At 68.4% G+C, this 22,544-nt stretch carries 24 protein-coding genes and 1 pseudogene; 11 read left to right on the forward strand and 14 right to left on the reverse strand.

Features of this window, described 5'->3' with window-relative positions; all coding sequences use genetic code 11:
• Positions 1 to 86: 86 nt before the first annotated feature.
• On the reverse strand, positions 87 to 434 hold the full coding sequence (locus tag AB0F77_RS37340; protein WP_361957377.1) for a helix-turn-helix domain-containing protein: 348 nt from the start codon (positions 432 to 434) through the stop codon (positions 87 to 89).
• 464 nt (positions 435 to 898) lie between these two features.
• On the opposite strand from AB0F77_RS37340, the gene AB0F77_RS37345 reads away from it, so the two are divergent.
• Positions 899 to 1,879: an MBL fold metallo-hydrolase gene (locus AB0F77_RS37345; RefSeq protein WP_361957380.1), complete on the forward strand. Its 981-nt coding sequence runs from the start codon at positions 899 to 901 to the stop codon at positions 1,877 to 1,879.
• A gap of 225 nt (positions 1,880 to 2,104) precedes the next feature.
• Here the strand turns inward: AB0F77_RS37345 and AB0F77_RS37350 are convergent, their stop codons facing one another.
• Positions 2,105 to 3,055, reverse strand: coding sequence for a VOC family protein (locus tag AB0F77_RS37350; protein WP_361957383.1), 951 nt, complete (start codon positions 3,053 to 3,055; stop codon positions 2,105 to 2,107).
• 38 nt (positions 3,056 to 3,093) lie between these two features.
• On the opposite strand from AB0F77_RS37350, the gene AB0F77_RS37355 reads away from it, so the two are divergent.
• The 5 genes and pseudogenes from AB0F77_RS37355 (at position 3,094) to AB0F77_RS37375 (ending at position 5,851) form a co-directional block, all read left to right on the forward strand.
• Positions 3,094 to 3,798: a 4-oxalocrotonate decarboxylase gene (locus AB0F77_RS37355; RefSeq protein ID WP_361957386.1), complete on the forward strand. Its 705-nt coding sequence runs from the start codon at positions 3,094 to 3,096 to the stop codon at positions 3,796 to 3,798.
• 1 nt (position 3,799) lies between these two features.
• Complete coding sequence (locus AB0F77_RS37360; protein WP_361957389.1) at positions 3,800 to 4,075, forward strand: 4-oxalocrotonate tautomerase family protein; 276 nt, start codon at positions 3,800 to 3,802, stop codon at positions 4,073 to 4,075.
• A gap of 134 nt (positions 4,076 to 4,209) precedes the next feature.
• Positions 4,210 to 4,332 (forward strand): annotated as a pseudogene (locus AB0F77_RS37365) (dioxygenase); the annotation flags it as partial.
• Between the two features lie 176 nt (positions 4,333 to 4,508).
• A complete protein-coding gene (locus AB0F77_RS37370) occupies positions 4,509 to 5,018 on the forward strand; it encodes a hypothetical protein (protein WP_361957465.1) in 510 nt (169 codons plus the stop codon).
• Between the two features lie 326 nt (positions 5,019 to 5,344).
• Positions 5,345 to 5,851, forward strand: coding sequence for a hypothetical protein (locus tag AB0F77_RS37375; RefSeq protein WP_361957392.1), 507 nt, complete (start codon positions 5,345 to 5,347; stop codon positions 5,849 to 5,851).
• Positions 5,852 to 5,883: 32 nt separating this feature from the next.
• Here AB0F77_RS37375 and AB0F77_RS37380 read toward each other — a convergent pair whose 3' ends face one another.
• The 4 genes from AB0F77_RS37380 to AB0F77_RS37395 all read right to left on the reverse strand — a co-directional run bounded on the left by AB0F77_RS37380 (position 5,884) and on the right by AB0F77_RS37395 (position 10,582).
• Entirely contained in the window at positions 5,884 to 6,585 is a 702-nt protein-coding gene (locus tag AB0F77_RS37380) for an alpha/beta hydrolase (RefSeq protein ID WP_361957395.1), read from the reverse strand.
• A 63-nt stretch (positions 6,586 to 6,648) separates the two neighbouring features.
• Positions 6,649 to 8,115: a class II fumarate hydratase gene (gene fumC, locus AB0F77_RS37385; RefSeq protein ID WP_361957398.1), complete on the reverse strand. Its 1,467-nt coding sequence runs from the start codon at positions 8,113 to 8,115 to the stop codon at positions 6,649 to 6,651.
• On the reverse strand, positions 8,112 to 9,791 hold the full coding sequence (locus AB0F77_RS37390) for an NAD-dependent malic enzyme (RefSeq protein ID WP_361957401.1): 1,680 nt from the start codon (positions 9,789 to 9,791) through the stop codon (positions 8,112 to 8,114). The genes fumC and AB0F77_RS37390 overlap by 4 nt, the downstream gene beginning before the upstream one ends.
• 341 nt (positions 9,792 to 10,132) lie before the next feature.
• On the reverse strand, positions 10,133 to 10,582 hold the full coding sequence (locus AB0F77_RS37395) for a cytochrome P450 (RefSeq protein WP_361957404.1): 450 nt from the start codon (positions 10,580 to 10,582) through the stop codon (positions 10,133 to 10,135).
• A gap of 609 nt (positions 10,583 to 11,191) precedes the next feature.
• On the opposite strand from AB0F77_RS37395, the gene AB0F77_RS37400 reads away from it, so the two are divergent.
• Together AB0F77_RS37400 and AB0F77_RS37405 are read left to right on the forward strand one after the other, a co-directional pair.
• Positions 11,192 to 11,494 (forward strand): hypothetical protein, encoded by a 303-nt coding sequence (locus AB0F77_RS37400; protein ID WP_361957407.1) that lies wholly within the window; start codon positions 11,192 to 11,194, stop codon positions 11,492 to 11,494.
• A gap of 777 nt (positions 11,495 to 12,271) precedes the next feature.
• On the forward strand, positions 12,272 to 12,490 hold the full coding sequence (locus tag AB0F77_RS37405) for a hypothetical protein (protein WP_361957410.1): 219 nt from the start codon (positions 12,272 to 12,274) through the stop codon (positions 12,488 to 12,490).
• 153 nt (positions 12,491 to 12,643) lie between these two features.
• On the opposite strand, the gene AB0F77_RS37410 is transcribed toward AB0F77_RS37405, so the two are convergent.
• The 5 genes from AB0F77_RS37410 to AB0F77_RS37430 all read right to left on the reverse strand — a co-directional run bounded on the left by AB0F77_RS37410 (position 12,644) and on the right by AB0F77_RS37430 (position 18,059).
• A complete protein-coding gene (locus AB0F77_RS37410; protein ID WP_361957413.1) occupies positions 12,644 to 13,300 on the reverse strand; it encodes an endonuclease in 657 nt (218 codons plus the stop codon).
• A 49-nt stretch (positions 13,301 to 13,349) separates the two neighbouring features.
• Positions 13,350 to 14,288, reverse strand: coding sequence for a non-homologous end-joining DNA ligase (gene ligD, locus AB0F77_RS37415; RefSeq protein WP_361957416.1), 939 nt, complete (start codon positions 14,286 to 14,288; stop codon positions 13,350 to 13,352).
• Between the two features lie 204 nt (positions 14,289 to 14,492).
• Entirely contained in the window at positions 14,493 to 15,044 is a 552-nt protein-coding gene (locus tag AB0F77_RS37420) for a CGNR zinc finger domain-containing protein (RefSeq protein WP_361957419.1), read from the reverse strand.
• Between the two features lie 40 nt (positions 15,045 to 15,084).
• On the reverse strand, positions 15,085 to 16,638 hold the full coding sequence (locus tag AB0F77_RS37425; protein ID WP_361957422.1) for an MFS transporter: 1,554 nt from the start codon (positions 16,636 to 16,638) through the stop codon (positions 15,085 to 15,087).
• Positions 16,638 to 18,059 carry an aldehyde dehydrogenase family protein gene (locus AB0F77_RS37430; RefSeq protein ID WP_361957425.1) on the reverse strand — a complete coding sequence of 474 codons (1,422 nt, stop codon included), beginning with the start codon at positions 18,057 to 18,059 and terminating at the stop codon, positions 16,638 to 16,640. Before AB0F77_RS37430 ends, AB0F77_RS37425 begins: the two co-directional genes overlap by 1 nt.
• A gap of 315 nt (positions 18,060 to 18,374) precedes the next feature.
• On the opposite strand from AB0F77_RS37430, the gene AB0F77_RS37435 reads away from it, so the two are divergent.
• From AB0F77_RS37435 to AB0F77_RS37445, 3 genes are all read left to right on the forward strand, one after another.
• Positions 18,375 to 19,028: a TetR/AcrR family transcriptional regulator gene (locus AB0F77_RS37435; RefSeq protein ID WP_361957428.1), complete on the forward strand. Its 654-nt coding sequence runs from the start codon at positions 18,375 to 18,377 to the stop codon at positions 19,026 to 19,028.
• A gap of 67 nt (positions 19,029 to 19,095) precedes the next feature.
• Complete coding sequence (locus AB0F77_RS37440; protein ID WP_361957431.1) at positions 19,096 to 19,680, forward strand: DinB family protein; 585 nt, start codon at positions 19,096 to 19,098, stop codon at positions 19,678 to 19,680.
• Between the two features lie 316 nt (positions 19,681 to 19,996).
• The gene (locus AB0F77_RS37445) at positions 19,997 to 20,512 is read left to right on the forward strand and encodes an RICIN domain-containing protein (protein ID WP_361957434.1); all 516 of its coding nucleotides are present in this window, start codon (positions 19,997 to 19,999) and stop codon (positions 20,510 to 20,512) included.
• Positions 20,513 to 20,698: 186 nt separating this feature from the next.
• Here the strand turns inward: AB0F77_RS37445 and AB0F77_RS37450 are convergent.
• The 3 genes from AB0F77_RS37450 to AB0F77_RS37460 form a co-directional block, all read right to left on the reverse strand.
• A protein-coding gene (locus AB0F77_RS37450) for an IS5 family transposase (protein ID WP_361957468.1) occupies positions 20,699 to 21,519 on the reverse strand; the annotation gives its coding sequence in 2 pieces (ribosomal slippage) (positions 20,699 to 21,180 and positions 21,180 to 21,519; 822 coding nt in all).
• 69 nt (positions 21,520 to 21,588) lie between these two features.
• A complete protein-coding gene (locus AB0F77_RS37455) occupies positions 21,589 to 22,008 on the reverse strand; it encodes a carboxymuconolactone decarboxylase family protein (RefSeq protein WP_361957437.1) in 420 nt (139 codons plus the stop codon).
• Entirely contained in the window at positions 22,005 to 22,424 is a 420-nt protein-coding gene (locus AB0F77_RS37460; RefSeq protein ID WP_361957440.1) for a MerR family transcriptional regulator, read from the reverse strand. Before AB0F77_RS37460 ends, AB0F77_RS37455 begins: the two co-directional genes overlap by 4 nt.
• Positions 22,425 to 22,544 lie beyond the last annotated feature (120 nt).

The following is a 22,544-nucleotide window of genomic DNA, read 5'->3' on the forward strand; positions in this document are numbered from 1 at the left end:
CCAGGCGTTCGCGCATCGCGTCGTGAGGAGCCGCGCCAAAGGACCGCCGCCGTAGGCATACGGCGCCGGAGGGCTGCGCCGTCGGGTCAGAGCTGGATCGGGGTGTCCCGCTGGTCGTACGCCTCCCGGGCCTCGCCGATGGCGGGAGCCATGCGCTCCGCCCACTGCCTGATCTCGCGGACGACCGGGCACATGGTCCCGCCCAGGGGCGTGAGTTCGTACTCCACGCGAATCGGTGTCTCGGCGTAGATGACGCGAGTGATCAGGCCGTCCCTCTCGAGCTCGCGCAGTGTCCGGGTCAACACCTGAGCGCTCACCCCGAGTCGGTTCTTGAGGTCGTTGAACCGCGTGGGCCCGTCTTCGAGAGCGGACGTGATGAGCACGGTCCATCGGCTGGCGAGCCGGTCGAGGGCCTCTCGCGTCGGCGTGCCCATGCCGTAAATGTCTGCTTCTTTTCGAAGTGCTGCACTCACGTGGTGAGCCTACAACGCCCTGTTTCGACCTGCCCGGCTTTGGTCAGAATTCCCTTGTCGCCCCCAGCGGGCCAAATTCTCACTTTTCAATGATTCCCTGACAAAGTGGATATGTGTACGATCGTCCGGTGCGGCGAGCGAGCGTGGTTTATCGAATGGCTCGGGAAGTAATCTTTCGTAACCTTGTCATCTGCTGATGACCGAGTCACTTCGAGGTGACCCGGTCATTAAAAAGAGACCTTTCTGAAAAACTTGATGGAAATCTGAGCGGCCCCTAATCTCGGCTGCGGCCGGCCAATGCAGCCCACCACTCGAATCAGAGGACCATTATGGTCAACCGTCGTACCGTCATACGCGGCGGAAGCGCCGCCGTCGCCGCTGCGGCTGGTGCCGGCGCACTCACGCTCGCGGTGGACGGCGACAACGTGTCAGCCGCCACGCCGTCGGACCAGGACACGAACGGCCGTGACGCGGTTGCCGCGGCAGCCGGGACCCCCGCTTTCCTGCCCCTTCCGCCGAACGCGAAGCCACTGCCAGACAACGGCAAGGGCTACCGTATTCAGCGCGTCGGCAGCAATGCGTACGTCGTCGTCACCGGATTCGTGCAGTCGGTGTTCGTCGTCACCCAGGACGGCGTAGTGCTCGTGGACGCGCCGCCGGCCTCCAGCGGAAAGCTCAAGGAGGCAATTGCGTCGGTCACCGCCAAGCCGGTAACGCATTTCATCTACAGCCACTCCCACCTGGACCACGTGGGCGCGGTGACCGACTTCCCGAACGTGACCCGCATCGCGCACGCCGACTGCGCCACCATCCTGGCGCTGCACAAGGACCCCGCGCGGCCCATGCCGCAAAAGGTCGTGAGCGGCAGGTACAACACCCTGTACATCGGGGGTGAGGAGATCCGCCTGATCTACCCGGGCGCCAACCACGAGGCCGGCAACATCCTCACCTACTTCCCACGGCAGCGTCTCGCGGTCATGACCGATGTGGTCATGCCCGGCTGGGCGCCCTACCGGGGCTGGGGCAACGCCGACTACCTGCCGGGCATCCTGCTGGGCCACGACGCCATCCTCGAACTCGACTTCGACACCTACGTCGGCGGCCACGTCTACCGGACCGGCACCCGCGCGGACGTCAAGCAGTCCCGGGCGTTCTTCGTCGACTTCTGGAACACCGTCAAGAAGAACATGTCGGCGATCTCCTTCTCCGAGGCCGCCGCGAGCGTGGAGGCGGAGAACGCCTGGGCCGCCCAGAAGGTCTGGATCGACGAGATCGCCAAGGCGACGCAGACCGAACTCGTCGAACGCTGGGGGAAGCAGATCGCCGCGGTCGACACGTTCACGGCCGACACCGCCGGTTCGGTCGTCGTCTCCATCTCCACCGACGCCACCGTCAACTTCCCCTAGCACGTCCCGGGCCCCGAGGCCCGGCCTGCGCCACCTCCGAGGGACCTTCGACCGGTCCGTGCTCCGACCACGGGCGGGCGCAGGGGCCGGTCGAAGCCCGGGGCTCGGCGGACAGGGCGAACAGGATGCCCGACAGCGGTCTGTTCTCGAGCTGCCGCTCGACGAGAGGGGTGAGTCCACCGGCCCCGATGCTGCTGGCGGCCCCTGTCCGTCCGGCGCGGATCATTACGGCAGCGTCGGAGTGGCATGGGTGTGGAAGCTGTTCGGCACGGCCAGGCCCCAGCCCGTCGACCGGCCCTCGCCCTCGGTGGTCCAGGTGACCGGTTCCCAGTCGGGCGAGAAGATGTGGATGCCGCCGGAGAAGATCTCGATCCGGTTGCCGCCGGGCTCCAGGACGTACAGGAAGAAGCCCTGGGTCCGCGCGTGTTTGGCGGGCCCGAACTCGATCGGGGTACCCAGTTCGCAGAAGACGTCGGCGGCCCGGAGCACGTCCGAACGGTTCTCCACCGCGTACGCGAGATGGTGCAGCCGGCCGGTGGTGTCGGCCGGTTCGCGGGTGATGGCGAGGTCGTGGGCCTTGTTCATCAGGCTCAGCCAGGCGCCGACCTCGGGCTGACCCGGCGGTACCAGGTGTTCACGGAGCTTGAAGCCGAGCGTGTCGCACATGAACCTCCGCGCGTCCGGGACCTCCCGGGCCAGGACGTTGATGTGGTCGATACGGGCGGCGCCGACACCCCGGCTGACCGAGGACTGCGGCTGGTTGGGCAGATACGACGCCTTGCCGGCGGCCGCCCGGTACTTCTCGGTCTCGTAGTACAGCTCCATCAGCTGCCCGCTCGGCGCACGGAACCTGTACGCCTTGCCGTGCCCCACGTCGCCGTCGATCCATTGCCCGGTGACGCCGCGCTCCTCCAACGCCGCGACACGACGATCCAGTGCCTGCGGACTGACCGTGCGCCAGCCGACATGACCGAGCCCTGCGCGGTCGGCGGCGGTCAGCTTCAGTGTGGTCAGGTCGTGGTCGCTCCACGCACGCAAGTAGGCGCTTTGGCCGGCCTCCGCCACCAGGTCCAGTCCGTAGACGTCGACGAAGAACGCCAGACTCTCCTCGTACACCGGGGTGAACAGTTCGGCGTGGCCCAGGTGGGCCAGCTCGTACAGCGGCTCATTCAGCACTGCTGGAGCGGGAGGACTCCGTAGTCGACGGTGATCCGGTGACACAGGAATGGCCGGACCTGGATCTTGAGACCGCGTACGCGATACAGGACGAGACACTGCGGCTGCGTCAGGCCCGGGGCGAGACGGTGGTGGGAGTGAAGCTCGGCCTCACCTCCCGGGCCAAGCAGCGGCGGATGGGCGTGGACAGCCCCTTCACCGCTTGGCTGACGGATGCCATGGTCCTCCCCGCGGGGGAACCGCTGCCGATGGACCGGTACATCCATCCCCGAGCGGAGCCGGAGATCGTTTATGTCCTCGGCCAGGACCTCACGGGCCCGGGAATCACGGCCGCCGACGCTCTGCGCGCCGTGGCATGTGTCCGGGGCGGGATCGAGATCATCGACAGCCGGTACCGGGACTTCCGCTTCACCCTGCCGGACGTCGTCGCGGACAACGCCTCCTCAGGGGGCTTCGTCACAGGCTCGGTCACCCGGTCGACCGCGGACCTCGACGCCGTTCGGGAGCGGTGCGTCCTGGAGGTCGACAACATCGTCGTCGACGCCGCCACCGGCGCGGCAGTGCTGGGAGACCCCGCTCTGGCCCTGGTGTTCGCGGCGAACCAACTCGCCAGGCGCGGCCACTCCCTGCGCGCCGGCTGGCTCGTGCTCACCGGTGGCATGACCGACGCCGTTCCTGTGGGGAAGGGCGCCACCGTGGCCGCCGACTTCGGCTCGCTCGGACGTGTTCAGGTGGGTGGCTGACATGCCGTTCGTAGCCATCTCCGTGGCCGCCGGCCGCGACCCCGAAGCCCTTCGGGCCTGTCTCCGGGCGGTCCACGAGGCCGTCCGGGACACCCTCGGCGCACCGGATTCGACGGTGCGTGTGGTGCTGACCGAAGTGCCCCCGTCCCTGTGGAGCGCGGGAGGCAGGACCCTGGAGGAACGCCGTGGCGAGGCCGCGACCGCGCACACCGGCACGACCGCTGAACCGTCGCCGGGCCGGCAGGCCGGCTCCGCGACAGACCCCCACCGCCAGTAGTCCGCCCGTCCGTCCGCCCGTCCGCCCGTCCGTCCGGAAGAACGAGGAAAATGATCCTCAACGATCACCGTGAAGTGACCCCTGCCGTGCTGGCGGTGATGCAACGGACCAGCGACCCCAGACTGCGGGAGATCATGACGTCGTTGGTGAGCCACCTCCACGACTTCGTACGGGAGTCGCGCCTCACCGAGGACGAGTTCAGGGCCGCCGCCCGGTTCGTCAACGAGATCGGCCAGGCGAGCGACGACCGGCACAACGAGGCCGTGCTGATGGCGGGTTCGCTCGGGCTGTCCACGTTGGTCTGCCTGCTCAACAACGGCGACGGCGGCGCCACGGAGACGAACCAGTCCCTCCTGGGTCCGTTCTGGCGGATGAACTCCCCCCGCGTCGAGAACGGGGGAACGATCGTCAGGTCCCCGACCCCGGCGCCCCTCTGTACGTCGATGCCACCGTCGTCGATCCGCACGGCACGCCGGTGGCCGGCGCCGAGGTCGACATCTGGCATTCCTCCCCCGTCGGGCTCTACGAGAACCAGGACCCGGACCAGGCACCCATGAACCTGCGGGGCAAGTTCACCACCGACGACAACGGCCGGTTCTGGTTCCGCACCGTACGGATGGCCGGGTACCCCATCCCCACGGACGCGGTCGTCGGACGGCTGCTGAAGGCCCAGAACCGCCATCCGTACCGGCCCGCGCACCTGCACGCCCTGGTCTTCAAAGAAGGCTTCAAGACCCTGATCTCCCAGGTGTACTGCGACGACGACCCGCATCTCGAGTCGGACGTCCAGTTCGGAGTCACCCGCGCTCTCATGGGTGACTTCCGCCGCCGTGAGGAACCGCATCCGTCCGGAGCCCATGGTGACGCCCCCTGGTACTCGCTGGCGTACACGTTCCACATGGAGGAGGGGAAGGCGGAGCTGCCGCAGCCTCCGATCGACTAGCGCGTCCACCGACCGGCAGCGCCTCCTGCCGTCCTACGTCGCCGCACGCCGGTGGAGGGGTCCGTCGGTGCTCCGCAGCGGGTGGCGATGATGGGGCCGGCTGATCCGCGGTGAGATCCGTCGCGCCCGTGTCACGCGAGATGATCCCCGTCCGATGGGCGCGACATCTCGAACTCCACGACGCCTGCCTCTCGTTGGCCCGCAGTCTGATCTGCCGACGGCGCCTCGGGAGGGACCACTCATGAACGTGCTGCGAGCTCAAAACCGACAAGCCCCCGAGGGCCGGGGTGTGAGACAGTGCGGTTCGATCTGGGACAGGGGGAAACATGGGGCTGATCTACAGCTACGACATCTATCTGCCTCCTCGGAACGTCGCCAGGCTGTTGGCCGATCTGGCCGAGCTGGCGCCACCGGCCCGTGCCGTGCCGCCGCTCGAGGTCACCCTGCCCGGCGGTGACCGGCTCGTCCTCCCGTTCACGTCCCGTTTCAAGAGCGAGCCGGTCGACTGCTCCACGAGCAGCAGACTCGAACTCGACATGTCCCTCATGTTCGACGTCGATGACCCGCTGCGGGAGTACGCGCAGAGGAACGGCCTTGAACCCGACGCGGGCGGGCGCATCCGGATCGGGTACATCTACGCGACGATCCGGTTCGAGTCCGATCTGCACCCCGGCCACACATCGGTGGAGTGCTGGGCAGCGACGTCGGAGATGAGCCGCTTGTTCGCGCGGTCGGCCAACATCAGGAAGACGTTCACCGACCTCACCGTCGCCGGCGGAGGACTGTGCTGCCTGTTCGACACCGGCGACGGCACCCTCGAACAAGTCTGCTGACGAGTTCCAAGGGCCTCACCGCCGACGTTCCTTCAGATCGCCGCCATCTCCTCCCGCAGCAGGCCGGCCAGTTCCGCGGGGCGGCTGAGGAACGGGGAATGCGACGAGCGAATGCGCCGCACGCGCTCCGCACGCACCGCCATCTGTTCCTGAAGAGGCGGCGGAATGGCGACGTCGTCCTCGCAGACGATGTAGGTACTGGGCACACTGCGCCACGCGGCCTCCGTGAGTGGCTGCTTCACGGCGCGCAGCGACTCATGACCGAGTCGGGCGACGCACCGGGCGGCCAGGTCCGGCTCCACGTCGGCGTAGAGGGCTCGCAGCGGGTCGTGTACGTCGAAGTACTCCTCCTTGCCCTCCTCGTCCTCGTGCACGTCCCAATCCGGCGGATACGCCCCGCCCACCAGAGTCAGCAGCGCGTCACCGACATCCTGCATCAGCGCGGTGAGATAGATGACCCGGCGTACGTCACCCGCCGAGCCGGCGGCCTGGCTCACGGGGCAGCCGCCGTAGGAATGGCCGACGACGACGGTGGGGCCGGCTATGGCCTCCAGCGCGGCCGAAATCGCCGCTGCGTCGTCGTACAGGTCTCCGAGGGCCTGGGGGTCCGGGCCGCTACTGGGCAGGGCGACCGTGTGAACGTCCACGCCGGGGAGGTGGTTGATCAGTGGCTGCCAACACCATGTGCCGTGCCAGGCGCCATGGACGAGCAGGAGGGAAGGGTGAGTAGGCATGGCGCAATTTCTACTGGACATCCGTGATGCGCGCACACCTCCAGACAGAAGTGATCGTGAGCTCTAGGCGCGGTGCGGTGTCAGGCCGGCCATCGCGGCGGGTTCGACGATCCGGTCGAACTCCTCCGCGCTGACGTAGCCGGTGGCGAGCGCGGCCTCCCTGAGCGTGGTGCCCTCGTCGTTCGCCTTGTGCGCGATGGCGGACGCCTTGTCGTAGCCGATGGCCGGGGACAAGGCGGTGACCAGCATCAGCGAGCGGTTGATGTACTCCTCGACCTGTTCCCGGTTCAGCTCGACGCCCTCGATACAGAACTCGCGGAACTTGTCGCAGGCGTCGGCCAGGATCACCGCCATGTGCAGGAAGTTGTTCACGATGACCGGGCGCATCGCGTTCAGTTCGAAGTTGCCCTGCGAGCCGGCGAAGGCGATCGCCTGGTCCTCGGAGAGCACCTGGATGCACACCATGACCAGGGCTTCGCACTGGGTCGGGTTGACCTTGCCGGGCATGATCGAGGAGCCCGGTTCGTTGGCCGGCAGGACGAGTTCGCCGAGGCCGCAGCGCGGTCCGGAGGCCAGCCAGCGGATGTCGTTGGCGATCTTCATCAGCGGGACCGCCAGTGCCCGCAGTCCTGCGGAGGCGCCGACCATCGCGTCCAGCCCGCCCTGCGCGGCGAACTTGTTCCTCGCCGTGGTGAAGGAGTAGCCGGTGGCGCGGGCGATCTCGTCCGCGACCTGTTCGGCGAACCCGTCCGGGGCGTTGAGGCCGGTGCCGACGGCGGTGCCGCCCATCGCGAGTTCGAGCAGTCCCTCGGCCGAGTGCGCGACCCGCTCGGCCGCTTGCTCCAACTGGTGTGCGTAGCCGGACCATTCCTGTCCGACGGTGAGCGGGACGGCGTCCTCCAGGTGGGTCCGCCCGATCTTCACCACGTCCCGCCACTGGTCGGCCTTGTCCGCGATGGCCCGCTGGAGGGCGCGGACGGCGGGCAGCACCCGCTCGTGCACGGCCTGTACGGCGGCGATGTGCATGGCGGTGGGGAAGGTGTCGTTGGACGACTGCCCCATGTTGACGTGGTCGTTGGGGTGGACCGGGGTCTTGCTGCCGAGGTCGCCCCCGGTGAGCTGGATGGCCCGGTTGCTGATGACCTCGTTGGTGTTCATGTTGGACTGCGTGCCCGAGCCGGTCTGCCAGACGTACAGCGGGAAGTGGTCGTCGAGCTCCCCGGCGACGACCTCCTCCGCGACGCGCCGGATCAGCGCGGCCTGCCACGCGGGGAGCCGCCCGGTGCGGCCGTTGACGATGGCGGCGGCCCTCTTGACGTGCCCGTACGCGTGGTAGACCGCCTTCGGCATGTGGTCGTCGCCGATGGAGAAGTGGACCAGGCTGCGCTGGGTCTGGGCGCCCCAGTAGCGGTCGGCGGGCACGTCGACGGCGCCCATCGAGTCGGTCTCGTGGCGGGTGCCGGTGGCGTTGATGCCGATGGGGACGTCACGGATCACCGGGGCGCTGCTGTCGGTGTCGTGGGAGGTCATGCCGTCACACGCTCCTTGCGCTGGTAGCCGGGCTCCCACATGCGGTCACGGACCGCCCGTTCCGGGTCGGTGGGCCGGTTCTCGGCGACGCCCTCGGCCATCGCGGCGCGGACGACCGCGGCGGCGGTGACGGCGGACGACTCCCACAGCTCCTCGACCGGCGGCAGCAGCGCGGCACCGGCCTCGGCGGGATCGACCTGTCCGGCGACGGCCTCGGCGGCGGCCAGCAGCATGCCGTCGGTGACGCGGGAGGCGCCGGCCACGACGGTGCCGAGACCGAGTCCGGGGTAGAGCAGCGCGTTGTTGGCCTGGCCGATGCGGTAGGTCACCCCACCGTACTCGACCGGGTCCACCGGGATGCCGGTGGCGACGAGCGCCTTGCCCCGCGTCCAGGCGATGACGTCGGCGGGCATGACCTCGATCCGTGAGGTCGGGTTGGACAGCGGCAGCACGATGGGGCGTTCGGTGCCGGCGGCCATCGCCTCGATGACGTCCCGGGTGAACGCTCCGGGGACGGTGGAGGTGCCGAGCAGGATGGTCGGCTTGGCGTGCCGCACGGTCTCCAGCAGTCGGACGCCGCTGCCGGCGGACGCCCAGCCGTCCACCTGGCCGGGGTCGCGGGCGTAGCGCCGCTGGAAGTCGCGCAGGTCGGTCATGTCCCGGGTGAGCAGGCCCGGCTTGTCGATGAGCCAGATCTGGTCCGTGGCCTGTTCTTCGGTGGCGCCGTCGCGGACCATCGCGTCGTGGAGCTGGTCGGCGATGCCGACTCCGGCGGTGCCGCTGCCGTAGACGACGAGGCGCTGGTCGCGCATGGGGATGCCGCTGACCTGCACGGCGGCCAGGGCGGCGGCCAGGGTGATGGCGCCGGTGCCCTGTACGTCGTCGTTGAAGATCCGGTACCGGTCGCGGTACTGCTCCAGGATGCGGCGCGCGTTGCCGGGGCCGAAGTCCTCGAAGTGCAGCAGGGCGCCCGGGAACATCGCGGAGGCGGTGCTCAGGTACTTCTCGATGAAGGAGTCGTACTCGGAGCCTCGTACGCGCGGGAAGCGGTTGCCGAGGTACAGCGGGTCCTCCAGCAGGGACTGGCGGTCGGTGCCGACGTCCAGGGAGACGGCGATCACGCGGCGGGGGTCGATGCCGGCGGCGGCCGTGTAGACGGCCAGCTTGCCGACGGCGATCTGGACGCCACCCACGCCCCAGTCGCCGATGCCGAGGATCTGCTCGGCGTCCGAGCAGACGATCAGGTCGACGTCGTCCGGGCCGAGGCCGAGCGTGCGGAAGGACTCCTCGATGGTGTCGGGCCGGTCGATCGAGAGAAACACTCCGCGCGGGCGGCGGTACTCGTGCGAGTAGCGCTCGATGGCCTCGCCGACGGTGGGGTCGTACACGATGGGCAGCAGCTCGGGGAGGTGACCGCGGAGCACCGTGAAGTACAGGTTCTCGTTCCGGTCGTGGAGTTGTTCGAGGTAGATGTTCTTCGCGAGGTCGCTTCCCTGGGCCCGCAGCTGGCGGTAGGCGCGCTCGGCCTGCTGCTCCAGGGTGAGGACCGCGGCGGGCAGCCGTCCGGTCAGGCCCAGGCTCTCCCGTTCGGCCTCGGTGAACCCGACGCCGTGGTTCAGCAGCGGGTCGTTCAGGACGCTCGGGGTGGCCGGGGTGTGCTCAGTGCCCTCTGCCATGGTCGGACTCCTCGTGAGCTCTGGACGAGCCGGAACGGGTGCGCCGCCTCGCCCTCGCGCGGACCGACCGCCCCTCACCCGTGTCGTGCCGGGGGAGCGGTCGTGTATGTGTCCTCCATTGTGAAGAAAACGGACAGCTCCCACATCTGTCATGTGACTGGCCCCGCCACTGGACGGGCATCCGGGCAGTCCTGTTCCGTCTCAGGTATGTCGCCTACCAACGGGCGACATACCTGAAGGGACGGAGCACGGCATCCGGTGTGCGCCGTTCGGGTGTCGGGGTACCGGCGACGCCGTAAGGCAGCACACAGCGACGGGGGTCGTCACGGCGGAGGCGGTCACTACCGGGTTGGACGGCGTGGCTCGGCGGTGAAGGTGAGGTCGTCGAAGCGGGACACGGCCCGGTACACCGGTGTCAGCTCCAGCGGCGGTCGGGCCGTCAGTCGCCGGCGGCGGCACACGGTGGCGACCAGGAAGGTCATCTCCGCTTGCGCGAAGGCCGCCCCGATACAGGCCCGGCGGCCCGCCCCGAACGGCAGATAGGTGCCCCGCGGCATCCCGCGCACGTCTCGGTCCGCCCAGCGGTCAGGATCGAAGGCGAGCACGTTGTGGTAGGTCCCCTCGTCCCGGTGCAGGGCCTGCGGGCTGAACAGCAGGTCCGTCCCGGCCGGCTGCTGGTGTCCGCCTAGGGTGAGGGGCGCAGTGGGGCGGCACGGCGTCTCCTGTCGAACCGGGGCTGGAGCCGGGGGAGCGGCCGTGCTCCGGGGACGGAACCCGGCCGGGCCGCGCACGGGATACGGCTCCGCCGGAGCCGAGCGTTCTATCGGGCCACGACCGGACGGACCCGTTCAGCCCGGCCACACAGGCGGTCCGCTCACCCTGGTCGTGCGACGTGTCCGATGCCCAGGACCGGACCCGGGCATCCGGATTTGGCACCCGGCGAAACCGGCCGACCGGCTGACCGCGTACAGCGCGCGGGGCTGCACGACGCCGGGGCGACATGCCCGACGGCGCCAGGAGAGGCGCAACTCTCGGCCGCTTGTCAGCCCTGATACGACGTGCCGCGGCTTCTCGATCGGGACGACCCGGTGGCCCGTTGTCCGGCGATGCGTCTGGCTCGCTGACCATCCGGCCTCGACCGGACCTCGACGACGAGACCAACACCCCGTCCCCCTACCGCGGGATCACACGGTGACCGTTCGTGCCAGGGCCGTGCATGGCGCAACGCCCGCTGGACGGCCGGTACTTCACGCCCACGTTTTGTCCACAACCTTCGTTCTAGTCTCGGCCCGGGGCGTGGCGAAAGTGCCCCACCGGCTGGATGACGGGGCCCGGCGGATCGCCGGGCTTCCGCACCCCACCGGCAACAAGATTCCGTCAACAACAAGAAGGGCTCCCTCATGAAACTGCTTTCTCGCCTGGGCACGGGGCTGATCGCGTCTCTCGCCGTGGGCTTCACGCTTGCCCCGGCGGCCGACGCCGCTCCCGCCGCCCCCACGTACTCGTGCAGCTCTCTGACGGCCGAGGCGGCCCCCTATCTCGGGTGGCACGTGTCTGGTTGGTGCAGCGGCCCCCAGGACACGACCGTCAATTCCTACCGCACGATTTCGGACGGCAGCCAGACCTGGGGCTGCCGCATGTGGGTGTACGACTTTCCGCTTTCTGGCATGACCGCCGGCTACGCCTGCGAGCGCATTGCCTGACCGCCCTGACCCATCCGACGCCGTCTCGCGGCCAAGGGTGGGTTTTTGGCGGCCCCGCCCGCGGCTGCGGACGGTTTCGGACGAGGGGCGGGCTGACAGAGGCGATGCGCACCGTTGACTGGCCAGGTGGGCACACGTGGCGAGCCACTCGGCAGCGGGTTGTTGACCTGTTGTCGTAGCTGGCAGGCCACGTAAGGTCACTTGACGTGACCATCGGACCGGTGCCACGCCGCGTACGGATTGGCCATCCGGTGGTGGGCTGAGATTCTCTGTGCCCTGTTGGGGGGAAGGGAGGGGTCGGCTGTCAGGTCGGCGGGGGATGCGGCGGTGGGTGTCGGCCGAACCAGACGCGCGACGGCCCGTCGGGCAGCCAGATCCCATTGCGGACCCGTCGGTCGTTCAACCGCTTCCGCCCCCGCGCGGACGCAGGCAGCAGCGGCCGGACGAACTCCCATTCAGCATCGCACAGTTCATGGCGGCGTATCACCCGCCCCTGATCCACCATCCGATGTCATTTGAAGACACGTCCCAGAGCGTTCACTGGTGGCCTCGCCGGGGCGAGTTGAGGTGGCTCCGGTTTGTGGATAATCGGTGAAGCTGGGGCTTCGTGGTGTGTCCCCGTCGGGCGGCTCGATTTGGGACCGGCGGAGAGTATGGCTCGAGCAGGTAGGGGGTGACTTGGTGCAGGAGTGGCCTGAGGGTCCCGAAGCAGATCCGGCGGCGGCACGAGAGCGGTATGTCTCCGACATGAGGGCGGCTCGTGGGGCGGTGCGAGAGGTGCTTCGTGCTGACCTGCCTGCGGCGAACTTCGGTCTGGGGATTGTGATCGTGGTCAGCGTGGTCACGGGCTTTGCCGCAGGAGCCGTGGTCGGTGCTGGCATCGGTGGAGCGTTTGCCCTGCTGTTCCTCGCGACGCTGCTGGTCATGTTCCTGCGGGGAGAGGACGCGCTGCGGCGGGCATACCTCTTCACCTTCGGGTGGGCGAACTGGATCTAGCCATCGAGGTGTGCCGCTGCTTGCGCGGTGTCTCCAGACCCACCCGCAGCCACTCAATGACGCCGCCCCATCCACCTCTTGTTCACGGCGCCGGGTTCGATCCCGAGGATCTGCCGTGGACGGGCTACTTACGTTCTTCGTGGTCCGCTGCCGTCACCTGTCGGCGCGCGCGGTGACGTCCTCTGCCACTCGCTTGTCGAGCGCGGATCGCACCAGGCCGGCCGCAAGCGCTGGGTAATCCTTCTCTTTCGCCAGGCGGGCGAGGGCGCTCGGTGATTTCGGGAGGCCGAGCCGGGCGGAGCCCTGGAGGGCCTTGGCGTCGAAATACGGCGCGGCCTCGGGCCAGACGCCCTGGGCCTCCCGCAGGAAGATGTCCGCACCGGCGGGCCCGATGCCGGGTAGTTCGCGCAGCAGGCGCTTGCATTCCTCGACGTCGCCGCCGGCGGCCTCGCGGAGCTTGCGCAGGTCGCCGCCGTACTGTTCCAGCAGTTGATCGGCGGCCTCGCCGAGCTGGGTGGCGGTGCGTTCGTCGTAGCGGCGGTAGTGGCCCTTGCCGAGAGCGTCCACACGCTGCTGCCAGGTGGCTTCGCTCATGCGCTTCGGGTTGCGCATCCCGTCGTCGAACAGGGCGCGCGCGGCGTCCGTGGCCACGGACGCCCTGATCCGTGCGCTGAGCAGGTGGGCGAGCACCAGCAACTGGTAGAGCGGCTGCGGCGTGTCGCGCAGTTTCACGCCGGCCTCTTGCGCGTAGGTCTGCCCGTGGGTGGTGAGCAGGGCATCGGCCCTGGCTTGTTCCGTCGCGGTCGGCATGATGGCCTCACTCCTTTCACCCGGTGCGGTCGTCCTCCACTCGCTCCTTTCACTCCGTGCGGTCGTCCTCCACGATCGCGTCGATGCGCCGTACGGCCGTGGCGAGGGAACGGCGGCACCGGCCCAGGCCGTTCCAGGGATCGCCGACCTCGGCCAGGCGGTTCGGGAGGGTGCGCAGCGTCCAGTGCTGGGGTCCGAGGTCGGGGTCGTCGAGTTCGTTCCAGGCCAGCGGTGTCGCGACCGGGGCGTGCGGCCGGGCTCGTACGGCATAGGGGGCGACGGAGGTCTGGGCATAGGCGTTGCGCTGGACATCGAGGTAGAGGCGGTCGCCTCGGTCGGCCTTGCGCGCGGCGGTGGTCAGCCGGTCAGGATGGCGGGCGGCGAGCAGATCGGCGACGCGGCGGGCGAAGGCGCGTGCGGTGTCGAAGTCGGTGCGGCGGTTCAGGAGCACCACCAGGTGCAGTCCGCGTGAGCCGGTGGTCATCACAGCAGGGCGAAGACCAAGCCCGGTGAGGAATTCGCCGAGCTCGCGCGCGGCCCACCGTACGGTCTCGAAGTCGTCGGCGGTCGGCGGGTCGAGGTCGAACACCAGCCGGTCGGGCTGGTCGAGGCGGTCGGTACGGCTGAGCCACGGGTGCGGTGTCAGGCACGCCTGGTTGGCCAGATAGGCGAGCGTGGCGGCATCGTCGCAGACGGCCATGTCCACCGTGCCGCCCTGCTTGGGCACCTCGTGGTGGTGGATCCAGTCGGGGAAGTAGTCCGGGAGGTCCTTGTGGAAGAAGGACCGGCCGCCGTAGCCGTCGGGATACCGCTCCATGACCAGGGGCCGGTCATGCAAGAAGGGCAGCATGACGGGGGCGACAGTGCGGTAGTAGTCGACGAGTTCGGCCTTCGTGATCCCGTCGTCCGGGAAGAGTTCCTTGTCGGGGTTGGTCAGCGGCACCCGGCGCCTGCCTACCCGCACAGTCCCTTCCGCTGTCGCGTTCATCCGCACCTCCTGGCACATCACGACGGGCGGCCCGCAGGGGAACGAGTCGACGTCGGTCCCTGTGGACACCTGCCGGGTGCCCGTCCAGCCACCGGGAAAACGACCCGTCCGGCCACCGGGAAAACGACGAGCCTCGGCGCGTTCCACCGGACACCAGACCCGGGCCTCCCTGCGCCACCCGGGACGGGCCGGGCCTCAAGAAGCTCAGTGTGTTCCCGCCGAGCGGACACGCGCCCTGTGTGCGGCGACGTTGCTCTTGTTTCCGCAGTCGGCATAGGAGTGCCAGCGCTGGGTCCGGCTGCGTGTCGCGTCGTAGAAGGCCGCGGCACACGTGTCGTTGGCGCAGAGCCGGACGCGGAGCCAGCTCCCGTCGCCGATCACCCTGTGGAGATGGATCACCAGGTCGCCCACGGGGCGGTCGGCGCCGGGTTCCGCAACCAGTTCCACCTCGTCGGGGCTGAAGACCGCCCGGAGGGAGACTTCCCGCGCGAGCGCGTTGAGCCGCTGCCAGGCATCCGCGTCGCCGCGGTCGACGAGGAGGCGGTTGAGCACGTCACGGAACCGGCGGACATCCTCCAACGCGGCTTCGTCGAGCGGCACACCTTCCCGCAGGAGCGACAGCTCCCGCAGGAAGGCGACGGCAGGCGGGCCCTCCAGCAGGTCCGGGCGTACCGAGAGTTCCCGGCTGTTCGCGATCTCGATGAGGATGCGGGCACTCTCCGGGACCGATGATGCGGCTGTTGTACTGGTCTCCATGACACATCACGGTACGTGAAATGGTCTAAAATGGAAAGACCTATACATCCGGTGTCTTCGAGGGGCGGGGCAGCCACACGCACATGAGTGCGGCGCCGGCCAGCAGGACCATCGACGCGGTACGGAACGCGAGGGCGTAGCCGGAGGTCAGGTCCTGGGCCGTACCGCTCCCGGCGGTTCTCGCCGCCGCGATCGTGGACAGGACGGCCAGCCCCAGCGCGCCTCCCATGGTCCGGGACATGTTGACCATGCCGGAGGCGAGACCGGCGTCCGCCGCGTCGACGCCGCTGGTGGCCAGCGCGGCGAGCGGGGTGAGCGCCACGCCCATGCCCGTCATCATCACGATCCCGGGACCCAGCAGCGTCGTGGCGTACGAGCCGTCGGCGGTCATGAGGGACTGAAGGACGTAGCCGACGCCGGCCACGACGGTGCCCAGCACCGCTGTCGAGCGCATGCCCAGGAGGGACATGAGACGGGGCGCCGCCTTCGAGCCCAGCACGATGCTCAGCGCGCTGGGCGCGAGGGCGAGACCGGCCTCGAGAGGGCTGTAGCCCAGCACCCCCTGCGCGTACACGGTGACGAAGAACCACGAGGCGAAGGACGCCGAACCGAGGACGAAGACGCCGGCGTTGGCGGCCGACACCGCCCGTGAGCGGAAGATCCTCAGTGGCATCAGCGGTTCGCGGGCGCGTGCCTGATCGGTGACGAAGGCGGCCAGCAGCAGGGTTCCGGCGAGCAGCGCCCCAATGGCGGCAGCCCCTGTCCAGCCGGTCCGCTCCGACTGGACCACGCCGTACGCGATGGCGGCGCTCCCGGCCGTGACCAGGACGGCGCCGGTCAGATCGAGGCGCCGGCCCCCGGCCGTCCGGCTCTCCCGGAGGCACAGGACGGCCGCGACGAGGACGAGCACGCCGATGGGAGCGTTGATCAGCAATACCCAGCGCCAGGAGAGCAGGTCGGTCAGCACACCGCCGACCAGTCCACCCGCCGCGCCGCCGCCGGCTCCCACCGCGGACCAGGTGGCCACGGCACGGAGCCGGGCCGGTCCGGGCGGGACGGCGGACATCACGATGGTGAGCGTCGTGGGGGAGAGCACCGCGGCGCCCAGGCCCTGGACGACACGAGCGGCCAGCAGTTGCCAGTCCGTCTCCGCCAGCCCGCCGGCGACCGAGGCCGCGGTGAACAGGCCGAGCCCGACGAGGAAGACCCGCTTGTGCCCGAACAGGTCGGCGGCCCGGCCGCCCAGCAGCATGAAGCCGGCGAAGGCGATCGCGTACGCGTTCAGCACCCACTGGAGCCCTCCGTCGGACAGCCCGAGTCCGGTCTTCAAGGAGGGCAGCGCCACATTGACCACGGAGACGTCGAGGACGACGAGGAATTGCCCTGCGCAGGCGATCGCGATCACCGCCGACGCTCGGCGACCGCCGTCTCTCGCCGGGCGGCGCGTCGCGGGGTCGGTCTGCGGGGGCGCCGTGCCGGGTGGGGACATGAGCGGCGCGGGTGGGGACGTGAGCGGGGCGGGCGGGGGCTTGAGCGGGGTGGGCGGGGTGTGGTCCGCGCCGTCGGATGTGGCCATGCCGTCGGAGGCGGCCATCAGAGGTCGGTCCGGTAGGCGAGCTGGACGGCGCTGAAGCTCTCCAGCCCCCAGTGTCCGCCCTCGATGCCCACCCCGCTGGACTTCCAGCCGGCGAACGGCTGGTGCGGAGCGAGGGCGACGTGTGTGTTCACCCAGCAGTTGCCCGCTTCCAGCCGCCGCGCCACGTCGCTCGCACGGGCGGTGTCGGCGCCCCACACCGACGCTCCCAGACCGAAGGACGTGTCGTTGGCGAGCCGTACCGCCTCGTCGATGCCGTCGAAGCTCATCACCGGCAGCACAGGGCCGAACTGTTCCTCGTCCACCAGACGGATCCCGTTGGAGACGCCGGTCACGATGGTGGGCTCGTAGAACCAGCCCCGGCCCGCCGGCGCCCTGCCGCCCGTGACCAGGGTGGCGCCGCGGTCGACGGCGTCCTCGACGAGGTCGGCGACCCGGTCGCGCTGAGCGCGGTTGTTGAGGGGGCCGAACTCGGTCTCGGGGTCCATGCCGTCGCCGATGCGCGCCGCGCGGGCGCGCTCCGCGAGCGCGTCGACCAGGTCGGCGTGGATGCGCCGGTCGGCGTAGACCCGCTTGGGGGCCACACAAGCCTGGCCGCAGTTGTCGAAGGCGGCGGCGAAGAGCCGGTCCGCGGTGTGCCGGACGTCGGCGTCATCGAGGACGACGGCCGGATCGTTGCCTCCCATCTCCAGCGTCAGCGGCGTGAACGACGCGGCCGCCGCCTGCGCGATCCTGCGGCCGGTCGCCGTGGAGCCGGTGAAGCTGATCTTGCGGACGAGTGGGTGCCGGGTCACCCAGGGGGCGATCCGGTCGCTTCCGGTCACCACGTTCAGCACGCCGGCGGGCAGGACGTCCGCGAGAGCGCTCACCGTCTGGAGGGTGGAGAGCGGGGTGTAGGGCGAGGGCTTGAGGACGACCGTGTTGCCCGCCCGCAGGGCCATGGCCACCTTCGCCATGGCGATGTACACGGGGAAGTTCCACGGTGTGATGGCCGCGACGACTCCGAGGGGACGCAACCGCGCCTCCGCGTAGGCGTGCGCGTCGTCCTGGAGCACGGTCGCCGGGGCGTCGAGGTCCGCGTAGTACGTCAGCCAGGCCGCCGCGCCGAGGATCTCGCCCACGGCGAATCGCAGCGGCTTCCCCTGTTCGGCGGTGAGAGTGGGCGCGATCCGTTCGGCGGCTCCTGCCAGCACTCCGGCGGCCTCGCGCAGTGCCCTGCGGCGCGGGTCCTCCTCCGAGGACCAGGCCGGGAAGGCGTGCGCCGCGGCGCGGAAGGCTTCGTCCACCTGCTCCTTCGACGCCTCGGGCGCATGCGCGACTGTCTCCCCTGTGGACGGATTGACGACGGCGAACGTGTTCTGTGTGTCATGCGCCTGACCATCGATGGTCAGGCGGAAGTCGACGGTGTCCTGGACGGGCATGGCGACGGCCCTCCTGTAAGGGTCTAGCGATTGAAGACTTTTTCAGGCTAGACCGGAGCGCGCCCGACTGTAAAGTTCTTCAAGGCTTAGGCCATTTCGGGAGGTCTGATGTGGGGCTGATGCGCGGTGACACCTTGGCGACGCCGAAGGCCGTGCTGTCGGGGCGGTGGGCGTACAGCGTGGCGGCCGTGAACCCGTCACGGTGGTCCCGGTTCCGGGTCCGGAAACTCTTCGGCTTCAGTGCAGAAGGAACCCACCAGCCGAGGCGGTGTCACCGCTGAGCACCCGGCTCACCCGGCCGGATAGCCTGTCGTCGTGTCGAAGTCCGAGAGTCGAAAGAGCCAGGGAGCCGCCACCCGGCGGCGTCTACTCGAAGTCGCCGAGAGGCTCTTCGCCGAGCAGGGAGTGGGGTCCGTGTCGGTGCGGGCCATCAATACGGCTGCGGGGTTCGGTCCGGCTGCGGTCCATTACCACTTCGATTCCAAGGAGCGGCTGCTGGAAGCCGTGCTGATGGACCTCGGGAAGGGAGTCAACGACCAGTTGATCGCCGGTGCCGCCGAGCTGGCCGTGCGGCCTGAGCCGCCGTCCGAGGAGGCGCTTGTCGCGATGCTCACCGATCCCTACTTCGAGCTGATCGACGCCGAGCCGGAGCGTGGGCCGCGGTGGATGAACATCGTGTGTCAACTGGCCAATGCTGACGACGATTTGCTGTGGCGGCTCGCCCGGGACAGTCTGGCTTCGGTGCTTCCGCAGGTGATCCGTGCCTTTCCGGACGCGATGCCTGAGCGGGTGAGGTTGCGCTGGAACTTCATGAGCATCGCGATCCTCTCCCTGCTCGGCAGCGCGACCGGCCTCCGGCAGCGGGCAGCGGCGGCGGGGTTGGACTTCCGTGACGAGGTTGTCGTGTTCGCCGTCTCGTCGGTGCGGAGTCTGAAAGAGACTCCGACGGAGAAGTCCACCGTCCCGTAGAAGCGGTCGTTGCGCACCATGTGCGGGATCTTGAGACCACGAGCGGCCCATGGCAGGCTCATGCCGCATGATCGATGATTTCGCGAAGGACAACCTGCACGGGAGACTGCGGCGGGACCGCGAGGCGCTGCTCTGGAAACTCGACGGCTTGTCCGAGTACGACGCCCGCCGACCTTTGACAGCGACCGGGACCAACCTCCTCGGCCTGGTCAAACACGTGGCCACCGTCGAGGCCAGGTACTTCGGCGAGGTCTTCGACCGCCCTTCCCCGGAACCGCTGCCCCGGTGGCAGGACTCCAACGGCAGCGATCTGTGGGCGACCGAGGACGAGACCCGCGATCAGATCATCGGGTTCTACCGGCGCACGTGGGAACACTCGGACGTGACGATCAACGAGCTTCCCCTCGACGCCCCAGGCCACGTGCCGTGGTGGACGGAGCCTTATGCCGACACGAACCTGTTCGCCATCATGGTCCATGTCCTCGGCGAGTCCATCCGGCATGCCGGGCACGCCGATATCCTGCGCGAGGGCCTCGACGGCCGGACCGGGTTGCGCGCCGAACACGAGAAGCAGATCGACGAGGAAGCCCGTGCAGCCTACTGCGCGAAGATCGAGCAGGCCGCCAGGTCGGCGGCACCCATCAAGGCTTAAGCCGTGGCGACACTTTTCTGCCCGCCGAAAGATCCATGGTTAATGGCACGAGCGAGACCGACCCCCAAGCCGGGCGGCGAACCCAAATGCACGGCGCGAAATCCGCGCCGTAGAGATTGTCCCGTATTCAGCGGAAATATCACTGCATCGGACGGGGTGATCTATCCTCTGATTTTGCCTATACTTTGACCCTGCCTCCTGATCATCCTCTTGTGACTCTTCAGCGGACGGGGCAGCATTGTGCTCGTTCGGTGAATGCAAGGGGAGAACTTCATCTCAACCTGCCCCTCCTGACGAGGCGCAGTGAGGGGATATCGTGAAGAATTTCATTTCCGTCGGGGTCACTGTGGTTGCGATGGCCACCGCGGTTCTATTTTCCGCTCCAGGTTCGGCACAGGCCACCACGGCAGGCGCATTCCATAACTACGAGACAGAAAAATGTCTTGTTCCGTATGGAAATAGCGATTCAGACGGTGCCAACCTCGTCCAGTACCGGTGTTCTGGGAGTGTGGATCAAAAGTGGCACATGGGGACGGATAATCAAGGTCGGAACACAATAGTCAATAACAATGGAAAATGCATGACTCTTTTTGGGGGTGCCACCGACCCCGGCACTTATCTTGTTCAGTACAGATGCAACAACTCCACAGCCCAGGTCTGGGTTACGGACACGGCTGGCGACATCATTTACGACGGCTGGCGGTACATTCCTGACGGCGGCGGAAGAAACCTCTGCGCGTCAGTGCTCGGTGGAAGCTTCGAGGATAATGCGCAGATAACCGCGTGGACCTGCAACGGGCAGATCCTTTACGAAGAGTGGTCCTGGTACTGAGTGGAACAGTCGCGCCACGGCGCTAGACATCCGCAGCTAACGACTTCGCGCACGGGTTGAACGTGGCTTGGTACCCGCGCAACTCGTTGAACCGGGCATTCTAGGGGTTAGGGCAGGGAATTGGATCATTGCCGAGTGCCGGATCACCACGACTCGTTGCCGGCGGTGATCGATTAACTGATCATTTCAGAATGAGGTTCGGAGGCGTCTCAAGCAGATGATGCTGCAGGCGAGTGGGAGCAGGCCGAGGTGGAGGTCGGCTCGTATCTCGTAGCGGATCCGGAGCCGTTTGAACTGGTGGAGCCAGGCGAAGGTGCGCTCGACGACCCACCGTGTCCTGCCCAGGCCGGATCCATGGGCGACTCCCCTGCGGGCGATCTTCGGCGTGATGCCGCGGAGCCGGAGGAGTCTGCGGTACTTGTCGTAGTCGTAGCCGCGGTCGGCGAACAGCCGCCGTGGCCGGTGACGGGGCCGGCCGACCCGGCCGCGGATGCGGATGCGGATGCGGGGGACGATGTCCAGCAGGAGCATGATCTGGGTGACATCGTGTCGGTTTCCACTGGTCAGCGAGACCGCGAAGGGTGTTCCGTGGCGGTCGGTGATCAGGTGGCGTCTGCTGCCTGGACGTACACGCTCGACCGGCGAAGGCCTGGTATGAGCCCCCCTTTCAGAGCCCGCACGTGTGAGCCGTCGATCGCGGCGTCGTCCATGTCCAGCAGGCCGACTCCGCGAAGTTCCGCGAGGAGAACCTCGTGCAGGCGGGGCCAGACACCGGCCCGGGTCCAGCCCCGCAGGCGCCGCCAGCACGTCACCCCACCGCGGCCGATTGCTTCGGTCGGCACGTCTGCCCAGCTCACGCCTGTGCGCAGGACGTACATGATTCCGCGCAGGGCAGCGCGGTCGTCTGCCGGCAACCGGCCCGGATACCGCCGACGCCGCAGTGGCCGGGGCGGGAGCAGCGGGGCGACACGATCCCACAGATCATCAGGTACAAGATCATCCGACACCTGCAGAACACTGCCGCTTCCCGGCCCAACTGCCAAACTCTCCAAGCGAAGCCATTCTGAAATGATCAGTTACTGGTTGTCGACGGGGAGGAGTCCGCGTTCGGCGAACACCTTCTTGGCGACGAAAGTGGCGTTGAGTGCCTTGGGCATGCCGCAGTAGACGGCGGAGTGAAGCAGGGCCTCAACTACTTCTTCGGGTGTGAGGCCGACGTTGAGGGAGGCGTTGATGTGCACCTCCAACTGCGGTTCGCAGCCGCCGAGGGCGGTGAGCATGCCGAGGGTGACCAACTGGCGGTCGCGCGGGGCCAGGCCCGGACGGTCGTAGATCTCGCCGAAGGCCCAAGCGACGACCTGGTGGCCGAGCTCAGGGTTGATGTCGGCGAGGGAGTCGACGACCTTCTGGCCGGCCTCGCCATCGATGCGGGTGAGGATGTCCAGACCGTGCTCAAAACGCTCCTGGCGGGCCTTGGCGGCGGGGGTGGAACTCATACGGGGGTGTCCGTTTCTGGCTGCTGGTCGAGCAGCGTCTCGTAGTGCTTGATCTTGTCGTCCAGAGCGACGGCGTTGCGCTGCAGGTCGCGGATGCGTTCCGCGAGGTCGCGGCGGTGATCGCGGAGCATGGTCAGACGGTCGGCAGTGGTGGCATCGCCGGCCGCCCGGAGCTGGGCATAACACTGCATGTCGCTGATCGACATGCCGGTCTCGCGCAGCCGGATCAGGAACTCCAGCCAGGCGAGGTCGGCCGCGGCGTAGCGGCGTTGGTTACCCGTGGTCCGGTCGATCCGCTGGATGAGCCCGGCGCGCTCGTAGTAGCGCAGGGTGTCCGGTGAAAGGCCGGTCCGCTCGGCGACCTGGGCGATCGTGAGGGTCGGCTCTTGCTGAGGCTGGGCGTGTCCCGCGGTCATGAAACGACCGTAGAACTTGGAGCGCGCTCCAGGTCAAGCGCTTGGGTCGAGCACCTCACGTCACCCTGTCGGTCGGACTGCTCTGCCTACGCTGAGACAGGAAACCGATCGCCGCCTATG

The organism is Streptomyces sp. NPDC026672 (assembly GCF_040638185.1).
In the GTDB taxonomy this organism is placed as follows: Bacteria; Actinomycetota; Actinomycetes; order Streptomycetales; family Streptomycetaceae; genus Streptomyces.